The 18,184-nt window shown below is 36.0% G+C and carries 16 protein-coding genes and 2 tRNA genes; 11 read left to right on the top strand and 7 right to left on the bottom strand.

Features of this window, described 5'->3' with window-relative positions; translation table 11 throughout:
• Positions 1-71: 71 nt before the first annotated feature.
• The gene (locus DZ858_RS06305; protein ID WP_117158724.1) at positions 72-527 is read left to right on the top strand and encodes a GAF domain-containing protein; all 456 of its coding nucleotides are present in this window, start codon (positions 72-74) and stop codon (positions 525-527) included.
• 121 nt (positions 528-648) lie between these two features.
• On the opposite strand, the gene DZ858_RS06300 is transcribed toward DZ858_RS06305, so the two are convergent.
• Positions 649-1,905: an ABC transporter permease gene (locus DZ858_RS06300; RefSeq protein ID WP_117158723.1), complete on the bottom strand. Its 1,257-nt coding sequence runs from the start codon at positions 1,903-1,905 to the stop codon at positions 649-651.
• Between the two features lie 193 nt (positions 1,906-2,098).
• On the opposite strand from DZ858_RS06300, the gene purH reads away from it, so the two are divergent.
• The 5 genes from purH to rodA all read left to right on the top strand — a co-directional run bounded on the left by purH (position 2,099) and on the right by rodA (position 9,240).
• A complete protein-coding gene (purH, locus tag DZ858_RS06295) occupies positions 2,099-3,631 on the top strand; it encodes a bifunctional phosphoribosylaminoimidazolecarboxamide formyltransferase/IMP cyclohydrolase (RefSeq protein ID WP_117158722.1) in 1,533 nt (510 codons plus the stop codon).
• Between the two features lie 64 nt (positions 3,632-3,695).
• On the top strand, positions 3,696-4,724 hold the full coding sequence (locus tag DZ858_RS06290) for a rod shape-determining protein (RefSeq protein WP_117158721.1): 1,029 nt from the start codon (positions 3,696-3,698) through the stop codon (positions 4,722-4,724).
• 13 nt (positions 4,725-4,737) lie between these two features.
• Entirely contained in the window at positions 4,738-5,565 is an 828-nt protein-coding gene (gene mreC, locus DZ858_RS06285) for a rod shape-determining protein MreC (protein ID WP_117158720.1), read from the top strand.
• 553 nt (positions 5,566-6,118) lie between these two features.
• Positions 6,119-7,981 carry a penicillin-binding protein 2 gene (gene mrdA / locus DZ858_RS06275; protein ID WP_117158718.1) on the top strand — a complete coding sequence of 621 codons (1,863 nt, stop codon included), beginning with the start codon at positions 6,119-6,121 and terminating at the stop codon, positions 7,979-7,981.
• Complete coding sequence (gene rodA / locus DZ858_RS06270) at positions 7,981-9,240, top strand: rod shape-determining protein RodA (RefSeq protein WP_117158717.1); 1,260 nt, start codon at positions 7,981-7,983, stop codon at positions 9,238-9,240. The genes mrdA and rodA overlap by 1 nt, the downstream gene beginning before the upstream one ends.
• A gap of 17 nt (positions 9,241-9,257) precedes the next feature.
• On the opposite strand, the gene DZ858_RS06265 is transcribed toward rodA, so the two are convergent.
• Entirely contained in the window at positions 9,258-10,073 is an 816-nt protein-coding gene (locus tag DZ858_RS06265) for a DNA/RNA non-specific endonuclease (RefSeq protein WP_117158716.1), read from the bottom strand.
• A 53-nt stretch (positions 10,074-10,126) separates the two neighbouring features.
• Entirely contained in the window at positions 10,127-10,897 is a 771-nt protein-coding gene (locus DZ858_RS06260; protein WP_117158715.1) for a LexA family transcriptional regulator, read from the bottom strand.
• 156 nt (positions 10,898-11,053) lie between these two features.
• On the opposite strand from DZ858_RS06260, the gene DZ858_RS06255 reads away from it, so the two are divergent.
• The 3 genes from DZ858_RS06255 (at position 11,054) to DZ858_RS06250 (ending at position 12,209) form a co-directional block, all read left to right on the top strand.
• Positions 11,054-11,323 (top strand): hypothetical protein, encoded by a 270-nt coding sequence (locus tag DZ858_RS06255; RefSeq protein ID WP_117158714.1) that lies wholly within the window; start codon positions 11,054-11,056, stop codon positions 11,321-11,323.
• Between the two features lie 294 nt (positions 11,324-11,617).
• Positions 11,618-11,740 (top strand): hypothetical protein, encoded by a 123-nt coding sequence (locus tag DZ858_RS15345; RefSeq protein ID WP_255592753.1) that lies wholly within the window; start codon positions 11,618-11,620, stop codon positions 11,738-11,740.
• 40 nt (positions 11,741-11,780) lie between these two features.
• Positions 11,781-12,209: a hypothetical protein gene (locus DZ858_RS06250; RefSeq protein ID WP_158548354.1), complete on the top strand. Its 429-nt coding sequence runs from the start codon at positions 11,781-11,783 to the stop codon at positions 12,207-12,209.
• A gap of 85 nt (positions 12,210-12,294) precedes the next feature.
• On the opposite strand, the gene DZ858_RS06245 is transcribed toward DZ858_RS06250, so the two are convergent.
• The 3 genes from DZ858_RS06245 to mutS form a co-directional block, all read right to left on the bottom strand.
• Positions 12,295-12,380: transfer RNA gene (locus DZ858_RS06245), tRNA-Leu, on the bottom strand.
• A 43-nt stretch (positions 12,381-12,423) separates the two neighbouring features.
• A tRNA-Gly gene (locus tag DZ858_RS06240) sits at positions 12,424-12,496 on the bottom strand.
• A gap of 95 nt (positions 12,497-12,591) precedes the next feature.
• On the bottom strand, positions 12,592-15,192 hold the full coding sequence (gene mutS, locus DZ858_RS06235; protein ID WP_394340445.1) for a DNA mismatch repair protein MutS: 2,601 nt from the start codon (positions 15,190-15,192) through the stop codon (positions 12,592-12,594).
• Positions 15,193-15,371: 179 nt separating this feature from the next.
• Here mutS and DZ858_RS06230 point away from each other — a divergent pair, with 179 nt between their 5' ends.
• The gene (locus DZ858_RS06230) at positions 15,372-15,908 is read left to right on the top strand and encodes an RNA methyltransferase (RefSeq protein ID WP_117158711.1); all 537 of its coding nucleotides are present in this window, start codon (positions 15,372-15,374) and stop codon (positions 15,906-15,908) included.
• 168 nt (positions 15,909-16,076) lie between these two features.
• On the opposite strand, the gene folK is transcribed toward DZ858_RS06230, so the two are convergent.
• A complete protein-coding gene (gene folK / locus DZ858_RS06225; protein WP_239990728.1) occupies positions 16,077-17,216 on the bottom strand; it encodes a 2-amino-4-hydroxy-6-hydroxymethyldihydropteridine diphosphokinase in 1,140 nt (379 codons plus the stop codon).
• A gap of 117 nt (positions 17,217-17,333) precedes the next feature.
• Between folK and DZ858_RS06220 the strand changes: the two genes are divergently transcribed.
• Entirely contained in the window at positions 17,334-18,065 is a 732-nt protein-coding gene (locus DZ858_RS06220; protein ID WP_117158710.1) for a queuosine precursor transporter, read from the top strand.
• Positions 18,066-18,184 lie beyond the last annotated feature (119 nt).

Here is an 18,184-nt window from a genome sequence, read left to right as displayed (position 1 = left end):
TAACAAAAATACAGCATTTGTATTTGGCGTTTGTCTCGGTTTTAAAATACTTTTACTTAAAATAGACAACTATGCCTTTTGATGTTTTGAAACCCAAAGTAAACACAATTTTAGCAAATGACAAGGAACCTGTAAAACAACGCCTTTATGAAGTATGTGAACTATTGCAAACCTCTTTAGGATATTACGATTGGGTTGGCTTCTACTTCGCTAATCACGAGCAGAAAACCTTGCATCTAGAAGCATTTGCAGGCGAACCTACCGATCACATAGTTATTCCCTTCGGAAAAGGTATTTGCGGGCAAGTAGCAGAATCGAATGCCAATTTTGTGGTTGCCGATGTAAAAGCTCAAAACAATTACATAGCTTGCAACATGTATGTTAAAGCTGAAATTGTAGTCCCTCTTTTTAAAAGCGGAAAAAATATTGGACAAATAGATATAGACTCACATACCGAAGATCCTTTCTCAGTAGAAGATGAGCGATTTTTAGAGTGGATAAACCAGCAAGTTGCTGAAATATTATAATTACTGAGCCTCCATACACTTCGACAGGCTCAGCGCAACGCATTCCTCCTACCGTCGGAACACTCAGGCACCGATAGAATACTAATTGATGTTTGTGATTTGGTTTTATTTTCTTTAACTCTTACATTCCAGTCCGAATCGCTTCTACTGGATCTAATTTTGAAGCTGAAATAGCCGGAAGTATTCCTGATATTAACCCAATCACCGCTGAAATTGCAGTTCCAATAAACATATTCCAAGGGGAAAGCACAAACTCAAAATCACCTGTAAACTGTGAAGCTAAGAGAGAGACCAAAAAAACCAAGAAAAGCCCAATTAACCCTCCAATAACCGCTAAAATAACGGCCTCGAATAAAAATTGAAGCAAGATAAACCGGTTTTTAGCTCCCAATGATTTTTGAATTCCTATCAAATTAGTTCGTTCCTTAACACTCACAAACATAATATTGGCAATACCAAAACCACCTACTAGCAATGAAAAGCCACTAATAACCAAACCAATTAAATTCATTTGCCCAGTTATGTTATCAATCATATCGGCAAATCCTTGTAGTTGATTTACAAAAAAGGTACTTACATCATCAGGTCTCAGCCCTCTTTTTAAGCGTAGTTTTTGTTCTAAAATAGCAATGAACTCTTCATTATCTATATCTTTTTTAGGCTTAATAACAATTTGAGGAAACGTGTTTTTATTGTTATCGCCATACATTCGCCGTACAATATTTACGGGCATCCAGATTGATGTATCTTTTGAGCCACCAAATAACCCTGCGCCCTCTTTTTCAAGCACACCTATTACTGTAAATTTTCGACCATAAATTCGTACTTGTTTACCAAGGGCCCGTTCACTTCCGTTGAATAATTTTTGTGCAATTTCATATCCTATAACCAAAACTGGCGAACCACTATTAGATTCTGCTCCATTAAAAAATCGTCCAGAATCTAATTGTAATGCTTCAATGTAGTAATAACTTTCTGTTACGGCACCAATTGGCACATCGCTAATCTGGTTATCGCCATATTTTATATTTTCATTAGGCACGTTTAAAGTGTACGTAGCATAATCGAGGTTAGGCACATTACTTTCTAAATATTGGTATTCTTCAAAAGAAACCATAGGAAACTGTTCTCGTTTCCAACGGGGGATATCGCTTGGACCAAAAGAGAAATGGGCAAGGATAATCGTGCTTTTATCTAATGAACTAATATTTCCTTCAATTTCTTTTTTCAAAGAATCTACTGCAGCTAAGACTGCAATAATTGAAAAAATACCAATAGTAACGCCTACTAATGATAAAAAAGTTCGCAGTTTATTATTTCGTAATGCATTGACGGCAAAAGCAAAACTTTCTTTTAAAACACGTAAGTAAACCAGCATTCTTTTTTCAGAAATTAGTTAGTAAAAAGGATATAAACACCCCTATTTAGTACTAGAGATCGCTCCAATACTTTTAAAAATACAAGGTATCAAAATAATTCAAAAAAATATTCAATAACATAGGACGGTTTCTATGTCATATTGTTACAATTTTATATGTAATTATGTACTTTTGCCCCTTAAATTTCAATCCATGGGCGACACAAAAAAAATCACTTCTGCATTAATTTCAGTTTTTCATAAAGATGGGCTGGCTCCTATTGTTAAAGAACTAGACAAACTGGGAGTTACTATCTATTCTACCGGAGGAACTCAAAAATTTATTAACGATTTGGGAATAGAAGTTATTCCTGTTGAAGAAGTGACCGATTACCCTTCTATTTTAGGAGGTCGTGTTAAAACACTACATCCAAAAGTTTTTGGCGGTATTTTAAACCGTCAAGATAACGATGGTGATGTAGCCGAAATGAAAGAATACAACATCCCACAGTTAGATTTAGTGATTGTAGATTTATATCCTTTTGAAAAAACAGTCGCTTCTGGTGCTTCGGAACAAGACATTATTGAAAAAATTGACATCGGCGGAATTTCATTAATTCGTGCCGCAGCTAAAAATTTTAAGGATACGCTTTGTGTTTCTTCTATGGAAGATTACGAAGAAGTATTGCATATTATTTCAGAAAATGAAGGCTCCATTTCAGTAAACGATCGAAAAAAATTCGCTGCGAAAGCGTTTAATATTTCATCGCATTACGACTCAGCAATTTTTAATTATTTCAATGCTGAAACTGAAATGCCCACACTAAAAATTAGCGAAGCAAAAGGAAAAGAACTTCGTTATGGCGAAAACCCGCACCAGAAAGGTTTTTTCTTTGGTGATTTTGATGCGATGTTCGACAAATTACACGGTAAAGAATTAAGCTATAACAACCTGCTCGATGTAGATGCCGCAGTAAACTTAATGGCTGAATTTACAAACGACGCCCCTACTTTTGCCGTATTAAAACATAATAACGCCTGTGGAATTGCCCAGCGAGACACCGTCAAACAAGCTTATGTAGATGCGTTGGCCGGCGATCCTGTTTCGGCATTTGGCGGAATTTTAATCAGTAATTCTGAAATTGACGAAGCCACTGCTGAAGAAATTCACAAATTATTCTGCGAAGTAGTTATCGCCCCTTCTTTTTCAGAAAAAGCATTAGAAATTCTGAAAGGCAAAAAGAATCGAATTTTATTAATTCAGAAAGAAACAAAACTGCCCACAATTCAAGTTAGGACGAGCCTTAACGGATATTTGGTTCAAGATAAAGACCACAAAACAGATTCAAAAGAAGAATTAACGTACAAAACCAACAATAAACCAACCGATAGCGAGTTAGAAGACTTGATGTTTGCTTCGAAAATATGTAAACACACTAAGAGCAACACCATTGTTTTAGCTAAAAACAAGCAGTTGTGTGCGAGCGGAACGGGACAAACGTCTCGTGTAGATGCATTACGCCAAGCTATTGAAAAAGCCAACAACTTTAAATTTAATTTAGATGGGGCTGTTATGGCCAGTGACGCTTTTTTCCCGTTTCCAGACTGTGTAGAAATAGCAGACAACGCCGGAATATCTGCAGTAATACAACCAGGAGGCTCCATAAAAGACGAGCTTAGCATTGATTATTGCAACGAAAATGAAATGTCCATGGTATTTACCGGTACACGTCATTTTAAACACTAAAAATGTTACATTTGTGAATAGCAGTAGCTTATCACGTATAATTTCAATACCACCAAAATAGAATATGGGATTTTTTGATTTCTTAACGGAAGAAATAGCCATCGATTTAGGGACCGCAAACACCCTGATCATTCACAACGACAAGGTTGTTGTAGATGCGCCTTCCATTGTTGCACGAGACCGTTCTACCGGGAAAATTATTGCCGTTGGGCGCGAAGCCAGTATGATGCAAGGTAAAACGCACGAAAACATTAAAACAATTCGCCCATTGAAAGATGGAGTAATTGCCGATTTTGATGCCAGTGAAAAAATGATCAACATGTTCATTAAGGATATTCCGGCATTAAAAAAGAAGTGGCTTACGCCTTCACTACGAATGGTAATTTGTATCCCAAGTGGGATTACAGAAGTGGAAATGCGAGCGGTAAAAGAAAGCGCCGAACGGGTTAATGGAAAAGAGGTATATCTTATTCACGAGCCTATGGCAGCAGCTATCGGTATTGGCGTGGATATTATGCAACCTAAAGGAAATATGGTGGTCGATATAGGAGGTGGTACTACTGAAATTGCCGTGATTGCTCTAGGTGGAATTGTTTGTGATAAATCTATAAAGATTGCAGGTGATGTGTTTACAAATGATATTATCTATTATATGCGAACCCAACATAACTTGTATGTGGGAGAACGCACTGCTGAAAAAATTAAAATCCAAATAGGTGCTGCTACCGAAGATCTTGAATTGCCACCAGAAGAAATGTCTGTTCAAGGACGTGACCTTCTTACTGGGAAACCAAAGCAAGTTCAAACCTCCTTTAGAGAAATAGCAAAAGCGCTGGATAAATCTATTCTTCGTATTGAAGATGCGGTAATGGAAACGTTATCGCAAACCCCTCCAGAATTAGCTGCCGATATTTACAACACAGGTATCTATTTAGCTGGTGGTGGTTCTATGCTTCGGGGACTTGACAAGCGGTTATCTCAAAAAACAGATCTTCCTGTTTATATTGCTGAAGATCCATTAAGAGCTGTCGTTAGAGGTACCGGTATTTGTTTAAAAAACCTAAACAAATATAAAAGTGTATTGATAAAATAGGAATTAACTCGTCATGCAACAGATTATCTTTTTCTTTATACGGAATAAAAATTTCCTGTTGTTTGGTCTTTTGTTCCTTATTTCAGTTTATCTTACGATACAAACCCATTCGTATCACAACGGGAAGTATGTAAGCTCAGCTAACTTTTTAAGCGGAAATGTTTTTAGTGCCAAAAGTAATGTTACTGGCTATTTTGGGCTTGAAAACGAAAACAAACGCTTAATAGAAGAGAACATCCATCTGAGAACTCAACTGGAAAATTTAAAAAGTATCGCTAACACTTCAACTTTGGATAGCACGGTACTTCCATCGGGATATATTTTTAGGAATGCTCGTATTATAAACAATACGTATTCAAAATCGAAGAACTATTTAACGTTAAGAAAAGGAAAGAAAGATAGTGTCAAGATTGATATGGGTGTAATTTCTTCCAAAGGAATTATAGGGATTATTAATGCTACATCAGAGAATTTTTCAACTGTACAATCTATTTTAAACACCAATAGCCAGATAAATGCTCGGTTAAAAGAATCGAATCATTTTGGAACTTTAAAGTGGGATACAAAAGATCCAAATAGGGTTCAATTAGTAGATATCCCGCGATTAGCCCCGGTTAAAGTTGGTGACACTATTATCACTGGTGGAAAATCAACCATTTTTCCAGAAGGTATTTTAATAGGTACTATTGAAGAGTTTAATCTAGATGGAGATGCTAATTATTACGACCTCCAGATTAAGTTATTTAATGATATGACAAGCTTAAAGCATGTCTATCTAATTGAGAATACAAACAAAGAAGAAATATTGCAATTGGAAAATGAAGTAGAAGATGCAGAATAATGCAATTTTAATAAATGCTTTACGGTTTATACTGCTTGTTTTTTTACAAGTGTTACTTTTAAATCACCTTAACTTTTTGGGGTATATCAACCCCTATATTTACATCCTTTTTATTCTATTATACCCGCTTAGCGGAAATAAGGGATTATTAATATTTTTAAGTTTTCTATTAGGTTTTTCAATCGACATATTTGGGGATTCTGGAGGAGTTCATGCAGCCGCTTCGGTGTTTATTGCTTATATACGACCGTGGATCCTAAAATTCTCTTTTGGCATTAGTTATGAGCATAATAATATAAAGTTGTATAAAACATCATTGGCGCAGCAGTTTTCATATGTTGTAGCGATGGTTTTTTTACACCATATTATCCTTTTTACCCTTGAAATTTTTAACCTTTCACACATACTTTTAATCCTAAAATCCACGTTATTTTCAGGAATATTTAGTATAATACTATTAATGAGTATTTTAATCTTATTTAGTCGAAAAAACTAACAACCAACTAGTACCGTATTTTTTTCAAATTAAAATTTTAAATAAGCTTTTCCCTACATGCGTAAACTGTTATTACTTGTTGTTGTATTAATTACTGGAGTAGTTTTTGCCGGACGGTTATTCTATTTACAAGTGTATGACACATCCTTTCAACAATTATCACAAAACAATGCTGTAAAGGTACTGTATGATTATCCTCAACGGGGTTATGTATTTGATCGTGATGGAAAACTACTCGTCTCCAACCAACCTTCTTACGATGTGATGGTCATTCCAAGAGAGGTAAAACCACTAGACACAACCGAGTTTTGTAAACTTTTAAAAATCACTGAAGGCAGATTTGACACCATTTTAAATAAAGCCCGTGTCTATTCCCCTAGATTACCTTCAGTAGTTATTCCGCAGTTAACAAAAGCTGAGTATGCTTTTCTTTCAGAAAAAATGTATAAATATGAAGGATTTTATATTCAGAAAAGGTCCTTAAGGGACTACCAAGTAAAACACTCAGCAAACGTTTTAGGTTACATTGCTGAAGTGAACAAGCGCATTATTAAGGAAAACCCTTATTACCAAATGGGAGAGTTAATAGGCAAACAAGGCGTTGAACTTCAGTATGAAGATTTATTGCGTGGCGTAAAAGGCGTTAAATACATACAGAAAGACAGATTTAATAGAGATATAGGCCCCTTTAACAATGGTGTTTTTGACACGCTTCCACAAAAAGGAAAAGACTTGCAACTAACCATAGATTCTGAACTGCAAAAATATGGTGAAGAATTAATGGTAAACAAACGAGGTGGTATTGTTGCCATTGAACCTAAAACAGGCGAGATCTTAAGTTTAGTCACCGCGCCTAATTACGATCCTGGTTTATTAGTAGGCAGGGAACGTTCTGAAAATTTTACACGGCTATGGTACGACACCATTGCAAAACCCCTATTTGATCGTGGATTACAAGGAGAATATCCTCCCGGATCACCTTTTAAAACACTTACTGCCTTAATAGGAATGCAAGAAAATGTAATTGATACTAAAGAAAGAATTTCTTGTCACGGAGGTTACCATTATGGAAGAGGGAGGAAATTAGGATGCCACCACCATCCTAGCCCTTTATCTATGGTAGGTGGAATTGCTAACTCTTGTAATGCCTATTTTTGTACAGTATATAGACGTACCATTGAAAAATACCCAACACCTCAAAAAGGGATGGACGCCTGGGAAACCCACCTAGAAAGTTTTGGCTTGGGGCATTATTTAGGATACGACTTACCCAGCGGACGACCAGGAAAAATACCCGATGCACAAACATATAATAGTATGTACCCAGAAAATAATTGGTATGCTACTGCCACTATTTCAAATGCAATTGGTCAAGGTGAAGTGTTAATGACCCCTATACAAATGGCAAATTTTACAGCAACTATTGCTAATCGAGGCTGGTATTATACCCCACACGTTATAAAAAGTATAGGAGAGACAGACACCATCCCAAAAGAATATACCAAAAAACATAAAACAACGATAGACCCCCAGTATTTTGAACCTGTTGTAGAAGGTATGCATGAAGTATACACCCGTGGTACAGCATCGTATATAAGAGTTCCTGATATTGAAATATGTGGAAAAACAGGTACTGCTGAAAACTTCATCCGGATAGATGGTAAACGTATGCAGTTGACCGACCACTCCATATTTGTTGCTTTTGCACCCAAAGATGATCCAAAAATCGCTATAGCTGTTTTTGTTGAAAATGGATATTGGGGCTCCAGATGGGCAGGTAGAATTGCTGGCTTAATGATAGAAAAATATATAAAAGGTGAGATCACTCGAAAAGACATGGAAAATTACGTGTTAAATGGCAGCTTAGAAGAAGAATATGCTAAACCGTATAGTGACGAACCTTTTAAAATTAATCGATAATGGCGGTAGGCAAAGGACTCGTAAAGTTAGACTGGCTCACTATATTTTTTTATTTCGCATTGGTTGCCATTGGTTGGATGAACATTTACTCAGCCTCACTGGATGATAGTGCAAAAACGTTTTGGGATTTTAATCAAATTTATACCAAACAACTGCTTTGGATATTTTTAAGTGTTATCCTTATCATTTTTATTCTAGCAATAGAAGCAAAATTTTACGAACGCTTTTCCAGTGTTATTTATTTAGTCTCTTTGCTATCGTTATTAGGGCTCTTTATATTTGGGAAAACAATTTCTGGAGCCACCTCGTGGTATTCATTTGGAGGCATAAGCCTTCAACCTAGTGAATTTGCAAAAGCTGCTACGGCACTGGCTTTATCTAAGTACTTGACCGATATACAAACGGACATGCATCAATTTAAAGGTCAGCTTAAGGCATTTTTAATTATTGCATTACCAGCCATTTTTATCATTCCACAGCCCGACCCTGGAAGCGCCCTCATTTATGCGGCCTTTGTTTTCCCTTTGTATAGGGAAGGGTTGCATTTTGTATATCTTTTATTAGGCTTTTTTGCAGCCGCTTTGTTTGTTTCAACATTGGCTTTTGGTATATTTTGGGTAATTTTAGCCGTAGTACTGATTGCCGGATTTTTGTTTTTCAGAAAAAGAAAAAAACGCCCTAATCTATTTAAGTATGTTGTAATTGTCATTGCGTGTATTGGCTTTTCTTTTTCGGTAAGCTACATTTTCAACAATATTTTTGAACAACGCCATAGGGACCGCTTTAATATTGTATTAGGAAAGGAAATCGACTCTAAAGGAATAGGTTATAATACCAACCAAAGTGAAATTGCTATCGGTAGTGGTAGATGGCTTGGTAAAGGTTGGACAGAAGGTACACAGACCAAAGGAAAGTTTGTACCCGAACAACATACAGACTACATTTTTAGCACCGTTGGTGAAGAATGGGGTTTTTTGGGTAGTATAGTGGTTATTTTACTTTTCGTTGGATTAATTGTTCGAATTTTGTTTTTAGCCGAACGCCAAAAAAACCCATTTAGCCGAGTGTATGGATACAGCGTTGCCGCTATTTTGTTTTTTCACTTTTTTGTAAATGTAGGAATGGTTACAGGCTTATTCCCAACCGTAGGAATCCCGTTGCCCTTTTTTAGTTACGGAGGATCTGGGTTATGGGGCTTTACTATTCTTTTATTTATTTTTATAAGACTTGATGGCGCAAATTCGTACTACGGAATTTAGTTTTTTTTTAAAAATAATTACCGTTTCTCCCAATCTTTTGCACTTGAAATAGCTTCTAACCTATTCTCTATTGAATCAGGTAATTTTGGAAAGAAATCAATTCCTGTTTCTACCTCAACTTCATCTATGGAAACTACATATTTATAAAAAGAATCACTTGTTGCCTTATTAGGGATTAAAAAAGCAATTGCTTTATGTTTCTCTTCTGAAACATCAACTAAAATTTTATAGAAAGCCTCAGGCACCGAGACATTTTCGTCACCAATGGTTCGCAGTCCATCTTTTAAAACACCCCCAGTTACTACATAAATACCGTTATATTTTTTTGCCCAATAGCGGGTTTTCTGCTCCAATCGGTTCCAAATACCAGCATTAAAATCGTGGTTTTGTGGACTTATATTACTTGTTAAAAACGTTTCATGATAGGCATTTTCTGAAAATTCACGATCAGCAGCTGGAATAAGATGCCCTCTATCATATCCAGAATTTTTATAATTACGCCAATCTGCCGAGCCGGTTTTCACTTCACGATCTTCAACAAAATAAGGACGCTTTAAGTTGTTATTTACTATCTGATTTTTGCTAAGTTCATACGCTACCCATTCAGCTTGTTCATGAGGTTCAGCATAAGACAAGGTAAAATATTTATGTTTCACAACAGCATTATAAGTGGATTGTGGTAAATAGTCTTCATTAAACTCCGTATACGTTTCAGATGTTTCATTAGTCATATCAGGATATGACTCATTTTGTTTATCAATATACTTTTCAGCATAATAAAGACCTACTGTAACTAAAAGCACTAATAAAGGATAGAGGAGTTTTCTGTTCATACTATTAAAGAGAATTTTAAAGCAAAGATAGCTACGCTAATTAAAAGATTATCCTATTGTTTCAGGTTATTAATCTGTCCTTTCAACTCTTCCATAGATTGTTGTAATTGTTTAAAAAGAGTAGTTTCAGAAGGTTCATCAACTCCAAAGCTAAGTTTACTATTTACTTGCCATAATTCTTGTATGTTTTTCACTTCTACATTTATGGGTAAGTATTCAGGATTAAGTGATATTAAACGAACCTTGTTGGGTGCGTTGGTAATTTTTTGAAGTTTTTTCACCAGTACCGAATCGTGCAACACAACTATATAGATACGGCTGTCACTTGCTTCTGAAATATTAGAGACAGCTTTACCTAGAACCCACTCATTGGGTCGTATATTAGGCAACATACTATCCCCTTCTACTTGAAAACCTCTATATGTAGCATTACGGTATTCTGGTAATGGAATATTGAATGCCGGTAAGGTATCGTACCAACCAACATCTTGAACATTATGTGGATATCCAGCTGCAGCTTTTTGGTTTACTAAAAGTATGGTTTCTTTTTCGTGTTTATCTATTGATACCACCTTCGGACTTACATTACCATTATTAACATCGAGATATTGGTTAAAACTGTTACCAAACAACCATAGTGGGTTAATATTAAATTGATGCAGTAATTCCATGACTGCTTTACCAGACAGTTTTGTTTTACCCCTTTCAATATCGGCTGTCGTGGATCCTATTTGCAGTAACTCTGCAAAAGAGTGTTGGGTGTAGTTTTGCTCTTCACGCACTTGCTTAAAACGCTTTGCTTCAATAGATATACTTTTTTCCATATCCCGAAGATATATATATTTTGGAATATTTCCATATAAAACTGGATTAAAACCACAAAAACCATATTATTTATAGCAACAAAATGTTTTTCAGAATTATAATAGAAATAAAAATTAAGTATTTTTGGATATTATTAATCACTAATCACACACATTATGAAAAAAGTATTTTTATCATTTGCAGCATTAGCTTTAGTTGCATCGGTTTACTCTTGTAGAGAAACAAATGAAGAAAAAGCAGAAGATAAGATGGAGGAAATGGCTGACGACATGGAAGATTCTATGGATGATGCCGCTGATTCCATGGAAAAAGCTGCTGAAGATACCGGCGATGCAATGGATAATGCAGCCGAAGAAACTGGCGAAGCAATGGACAATGCTGCTGAAGAAGTAGAAGACGAAATGGAAGGAAACGACGATATGTAATGTTTCTTTTTTTAATGGAAAAGCCCGCTCATCTGAGCGGGCTTTTTGTATTGATTTCAGTCAAAAGAGGATTGAAATTGATAAAAATTAAAAGTTAATAATATGTTAAATAAAATTTTATAATTTACTCTAAAACGCGTTTTAACGAATATTTAGTTAATTTTGACCGATATTAAATAATTTGTGAAATAGTTAACCTACAAATGTAAGAAAAACATATATTTATTTGACTATTAGATTTTTAAGTATTTCCCTGTATGTTTGTATCAGAATTTAACTTAAAAACTATACATCATGAAAAAACTTATGTTTATTTTAGCAGTCCTTGCGCTTGCAGCAAGTTGTACCCCAGAATCTTTAGGAACCGATGAGCAGCAACTCGACAAATCAGAATATCAAATCCCACCAAACGGATAAAAAAAGAACATTTATTAATGGGGTGTTGCTAACCATATTTTTGGTCGCAACACCCTTTTTATTTTATTTCTACAAATTTGCTCCTAAAGGTGTTGAAGAATGGGAAACTTTTTTTGGTAATATTACTTCAGGTGGATTTGACAATGTTCAAATTTATCTTCACGCTTTAGTGACAAAACTTACTTTTGTTTTATTAACAGGTATTTGGTTTTTAACATCAAGAAATTGGTGGCGCTATGCTATATTAATTCCTTTTACCATGTTCTTGTTTCAGCTTTCAGGTGTAATAAACTTTAAAATTGATTATATAGATGAATTCGATTTTTGGTATTCACTACCTATTATTCTTCCTATATTAATCTTGCTTGTATATATTTCATATATCGCAGGCAAAAAAAGTGGAGATTCAGATGAATTAAAGCAAGAAGTGGATAATGAGATTAAGAAGTTGTTAAGCGACGACTTATAAGAATACGTTCATCTTCATCAATTTTTATTTCAAAAACTTATTTACTAAAACCAAAAAAGCCTCGTCATAAATGACAAGGCTTTTGTACTGAAGACGGGACTTGAACCCGTACGGACATTTCTGTCCATTGGATTTTAAGTCCAACGTGTCTACCAATTCCACCACTTCAGCATTGGTATATTTTCTTTTAGTTTTTTAACTAGTAAAGATACTGAGCGAAAAACGGGATTCGAACCCGCGACCTCCACCTTGGCAAGGTGGCGCTCTACCAGCTGAGCTATTTTCGCGTTTTTAAAGAACTACGCTTACTTATATAAGCGGATGCAAATTTAAAACTTTTACCCTAAAAGCAAAGCTATTTTTAAAAAATTTATAGAGTTTTTTACTTCTTCATTTTTATCGATGCATTTCGCTGTAGCATACGCTTTATTTCGTTGAGTTTCATTAGGGCTTCCACCGGCGTAAGTGTATCAATATCAATATCTAGTATTTCTTCACGTAATTCTTCCAACAAAGGATCGTCCAATTTAAAGAAACTCAACTGCATTTCATCTTTTGAAAGTTGCTTCATTTCTTCGGTTAATTCTTCTGAAGAATGGGAGCGTTCCAACCGTTTCAGTATTTTATTGGACCGATTAATAACCGCTTGCGGCATCCCGGCCATCTTTGCTACGTGAATTCCAAAACTGTGATGTGAACCGCCTGGAACTAATTTCCGAAGAAAAAGTACATTGTCTTTTAGTTCTTTTACTGAAACATTATAATTTTTAACCCGATCAAACGTTTCTGTCATTTCATTTAACTCGTGATAATGCGTAGCAAAAAGTGTTTTTGCATGAGAAGGATGCTCGTGCAAGTATTCACTAATCGCCCAAGCAATCGAAATACCGTCATACGTGCTGGTACCGCGGCCTATTTCATCTAAAAGCACTAGGCTTCTTTCTGAAATATTATTCAAAATACTGGCGGTCTCATTCATTTCGACCATAAACGTACTTTCGCCCATCGAAATATTATCGCTCGCTCCTACTCTAGTAAAAATTTTATCTACGCAGCCCATTCTAGCAGCCTTTGCAGGAACAAAGCTTCCCATTTGAGCTAAGAGGACAATAAGAGCCGTTTGCCTTAAAATAGCCGACTTACCACTCATATTGGGACCAGTAATCATGATGATTTGTTGATTTTCTCGATCTAGAAAAACGTCGTTCGCTATGTACGGACTGTCTGGTGGCAGTTGCTGTTCAATAACCGGGTGACGGCCTTCTTTAATATCTAAATCGAAGCTATCATCTAACAACGGACGCGTATAATTATGCGTTGAAGCATGAGCCGCAAACGAACATAAACAGTCCAACTCGGCAATCAACGTAGCGTTTTGTTGTACTGAACCAATAAATTGTAGCATCCATTCTACCAATTTACCAAAGAGTTCTTGCTCTAACACCAAAATTTTCTCTTCGGCGCCTAATATTTTAGCTTCGTATTCTTTTAGTTCTTCGGTAATATAACGTTCGGCACTTACTAAGGTCTGTTTGCGTATCCACTCTTCGGGTACTTTATCTTTATGCGTGTTGCGTACTTCAATGTAATATCCAAATACATTGTTTGAAGCTATTTTTAAAGATGAGATCCCCGTACGTTTGGCTTCGCGATCCAGCATATCGTCTAAATATTCTTTCCCACCGTTTGCAATTTTTCGCAGCTCGTCAAGTTCTTCTGAAAACCCTTCAGCAATGGCACTGCCTTTTAAAATATTGACAGGTGATTCTTCAACAAGGGTTTCTTTTATTTTTTTCCGAAGCAGTTCGCAGTCGTTTAATTGTTCACCAATTACTTGCATCGACTCATTTTTGGCCTGTAATGCTTCAGCTTTTATAGGAACAATCGCCTCCAGTGAATTTTTAAGCTGAATAACTTCCCGCGGATTAATCTTACCCGTTGCCACTTTTGAAATAAGACGTTCTAAATCGCCCATTTTCTTCAAGTGCTGCTGAGTTCGAGTTAAAACTTTCTTGTTATCGAGTAGATAACTCACCACTTCATGACGCCGGTTTATAGCTTCACTATTTTTAAGCGGAAGCGCCATCCATCGCTTTAACATACGACCGCCCATAGGCGAAATGGTCTTGTCAATAACATCAAGCAATGTTACTGCATTTTGCTGATTGGAATGGTACAGTTCCAAATTCCGGATGGTAAAGCGATCCATCCACACGTATTCTTCTTCAGCGATACGTGCTATTTTAGTAATGTGCTGTAGTTTGTTGTGCCGTGTTTCATCTAAATAATGCAGTGCCGCTCCTGCCGCAATGATTCCGCTTTGTAGATGATCAATACCAAAACCTTTTAAGTTTTTTGTGTTGAAGTGTTTATTCAACGTTTCGGAAGCGTAATCTATTTGAAACACCCAATCTTCCAAATGAAAAGTGTGATATTGATCGCCAAAGGCTTCAGAAAACTGCTTTCTTTTTTGTTTGCTGAAGAGAATTTCAGAAGGGTTAAAATTCTGAAGCAGTTTATCAATGTATTCCACATTCCCTTCCGAAGTTAAAAACTCCCCGGTTGAAACATCCAGGAAGGCAATCCCGATTTCTTTTTTTCCGTTTGAAGAAAAATGCAAAGCGGCCAAAAAGTTATTGCTTTTAGACTCTAAAATATCGTCGTTTAGCGATACACCAGGTGTTACTAATTCAGTTACGCCCCGTTTTACGATGGTTTTAGTTTGTTTGGGATCTTCCAATTGATCACAAATAGCAACCCGACAACCCGCTTTCACCAATTTAGGCAAATACGTATTCAATGAATGGTGCGGAAAACCGGCTAACTCTATATTATCACCACCATTATTTCGAGCCGTGAGAGTAATATTCAAAATTTTAGCAGCCCGGACAGCATCTTCCCCAAAGGTTTCATAAAAATCGCCCACCCGAAACAACAACAATGCATCGGGATGCTTTGCTTTAATTGCATTATACTGTTTCATTAAAGGGGTTACTTTCTTGGCCATAATTGTTCAACAATATAGTATGTAAAAATAACAAATCGGGTTTGGTTTCCATAAAATTCAACCCTACAAGTTATTGGCTTTTATCAACAAAGAATCAAAATCTGAATAAGCGGAAAAGGTTTTATATTTCTTATTTTTACAAGAAAAAGAGCCTTATGCAAAACCGAAAACTTAAAAACAGCGAATTGGAACGGATTTCACCTTCCGAATTTAAAGAAGCTGAGAAAACGCCGCTTATTATCATCCTCGACAATATTCGAAGTCTCAATAATATTGGTTCGGTTTTCCGTACAGCAGATGCTTTTTTAGTTAAAAAGATTTACTTGTGTGGTATCACTGCAAAACCACCGCACAAAGACATTCAAAAAACCGCTTTGGGAGCTACCGATAGTGTAGAGTGGGAATATGCCGAGAACACCGAAGATGTTGTTTCAAAACTGCAAGAGGAAGGGGTTTTTGTAGCTTCTATAGAACAAGCTGAACTCACGGTTTCGTTAGAGGATTTCTCCCTTCAAAAAGAAATGACCTACGCTGTTGTTTTTGGAAACGAAGTTAAAGGCGTACAGCAAGAAGTAGTTTCAGCCAGTGATGCGGTGATTGAAATTCCGCAGTACGGCACCAAGCATTCGTTGAATATCTCCGTAAGTGTCGGTGTTGTGGTTTGGGACTTTTTTAGTAAGCTGAAGCAGTAATCGATTTTTTTCGGTAGTTTCGATACATTTCACCTTTGGTGAAACACTCAACCACCTCTGAATTGGCTTTTGAATTAATAATATCAATTAACTTTTATGTAGTAAGGTGGTTGAGTGTTCCGCTTTCAGCGGAATATATCGAAACCTCCAGCAACCAAAAGCCCAGTCCTACCCAACAATCTGCTTTAAAATAGCCAAATAATCCTTTCGATTTTTTACAAAATCTAATTCTGAAATATCGATTATTTTAATGCTTTCGTCGTGTTGGTTTTTTATAAATTCTAAGTACCCGTCGTTTATCTTTTTCAAGTAGTCGGCCTCAATACTTTGCTCGTATTTTCTACCTCGTTTTTTAATATTTTCCAATAATCGCTCTGTATTTTGGTATAAATAAATATACACATCGGGCTTTGGCAATTCTTTATGCATTAAATGAAACAGCTTTTTATACAAAGCATATTCTTCATTAGCTAAGGTAACTTTTGCAAAAATCAACGATTTATAGGCATCGTAATCTGCTATCACACATTCTTTAAACAAGTCAAATTGCTTAATATCTTCCAATAATTGTTGATAGCGATCTGCCAAGAACGACATTTCCAACGGAAACGCATACCGTTGTTGATCTTTATAGAATTTCGGTAAAAAAGGATTGTCCTTAAACCTCTCTAAAATCAGTTTTGCATTAAAATCGGTTGCCATCTGGGTGGCTAAACTTGTTTTTCCAGCGCCAATATTTCCTTCAATTGCAATATAATTAAAGGTAGAAATATCGTAATCACTCTTAGGGTTGACCAACCATTTGGATTGCTTTTCTAACTGGCTTGTGTCTGAAGTTTCTGCTAAAAGTTTTATTATTTTTTTTTGAAAAACGGGATGTTCCATTTGAGCATCAATGTCTGCCAAGGGTTGTAACACAAACTTCCGATTTTGCATTTCAGGATGTGGAACTGTTAACTTATTGCTTTCTTTTACTAAATCATCAATCAACAAAATATCAATATCAATAGGTCGCGATGTGTACACACCAGATTTTTTTCGCTCTCTGCCCATTTTCAATTCAATAGAAAGAATAGTTTCTAATATTTTAGTAGGCGAAAGCATGCTCTGAACAAGAATGGCACAGTTTAAAAAATCATCGCCTTCAAAGCCCATAGCAGGCGTTTTGTAAACAGGCGAAATCTTAACAACGGCACCTACGTTCTCGTAAATCGATTGAATGGCGTGTTGTAAATTTTCGAATTTATTTCCTAGATTCGTTCCTAGGGATAAGTATATGTTTTGAAGTGGTTTAATGGGGTTTTTCAATTATTTAAAGAAATTTTACGACAAAAATAAAACTCCATGATGCAGTCTCACTAATTTAAGACGAAATTAAGGAAAAGAAAAATACTGACCACTAAATTTGTTTGTTTAAAAGAATACGTGGAAATAAAAAAACGAAAAGACCTTTTATCGGCACAGCGCATCTATTTGATTTTGGGCGCTTTATTTATTGCTTCGTTGGTGGTTTCCAACCTAATATTTCAGAAATTCTTTTACTGGGATTTTTTTGGAATCTACACCTTTGAAATTTCCGTAGGTATCCTTCCCTATCCTATCACGTTTTTAATTACCGATATTATTAGCGAAGTCTACGGAAAGAAAAAAGCCAATCAAGTAGTGACTGCCGGAATTTTTGCTTCGTTCTTTTCTTTATTAATTATCTATACTTCGGCCGCTGTTCCGGCAACCGATTGGAGTCCGATTGACGATGCCTTGTTCGACAAAGTTTTTGGTGCCACTGCAATCGCAGTTTTAGCCTCGATGTTAGCGTATTTATTTGCACAATATATAGACATTCAGATATTTCATTTTTGGAAACGCCTCACAAAAGGAAAGCATTTATGGCTACGCAACAATTTTTCAACGTTCTTTTCTCAGTTTATAGACACGTTTACCGTTCTATTCTTACTGTGTAGCTTCGGAAAAATTGACTGGGCACTCTTTGGTGGTTTGTTACTAAGCGGATTTTTATTCAAAGTATTGGTCGCTGCCTGTGACACACCCTTTTTATACGCCTCGGTTTTTGCCCTTCGGAAACGATTTGGACTGAAAATGGGCGAAGAAATTGAAATGTATCATGAAGATAAAAAGAATATAGAGTTTAAAAAATAGAATATAGAAGTGTGGCTGAGTGTTTCAAAGAACAAAGAACGCGCTGTACTGAGCAGAGTGGAAGTATATCGAAGCCACGAATACTAAATAAAGAAAAAAGGTGGCTGAGCGAAGTCGAG

Origin of the sequence: Marixanthomonas ophiurae (genome assembly GCF_003413745.1) — a bacterium.
Classification (GTDB): Bacteria; Bacteroidota; Bacteroidia; order Flavobacteriales; family Flavobacteriaceae; genus Marixanthomonas; species Marixanthomonas ophiurae.
Note: the sequence above shows the minus strand (reverse complement) of the source record. Positions and strands in the feature narration are given on the sequence as shown.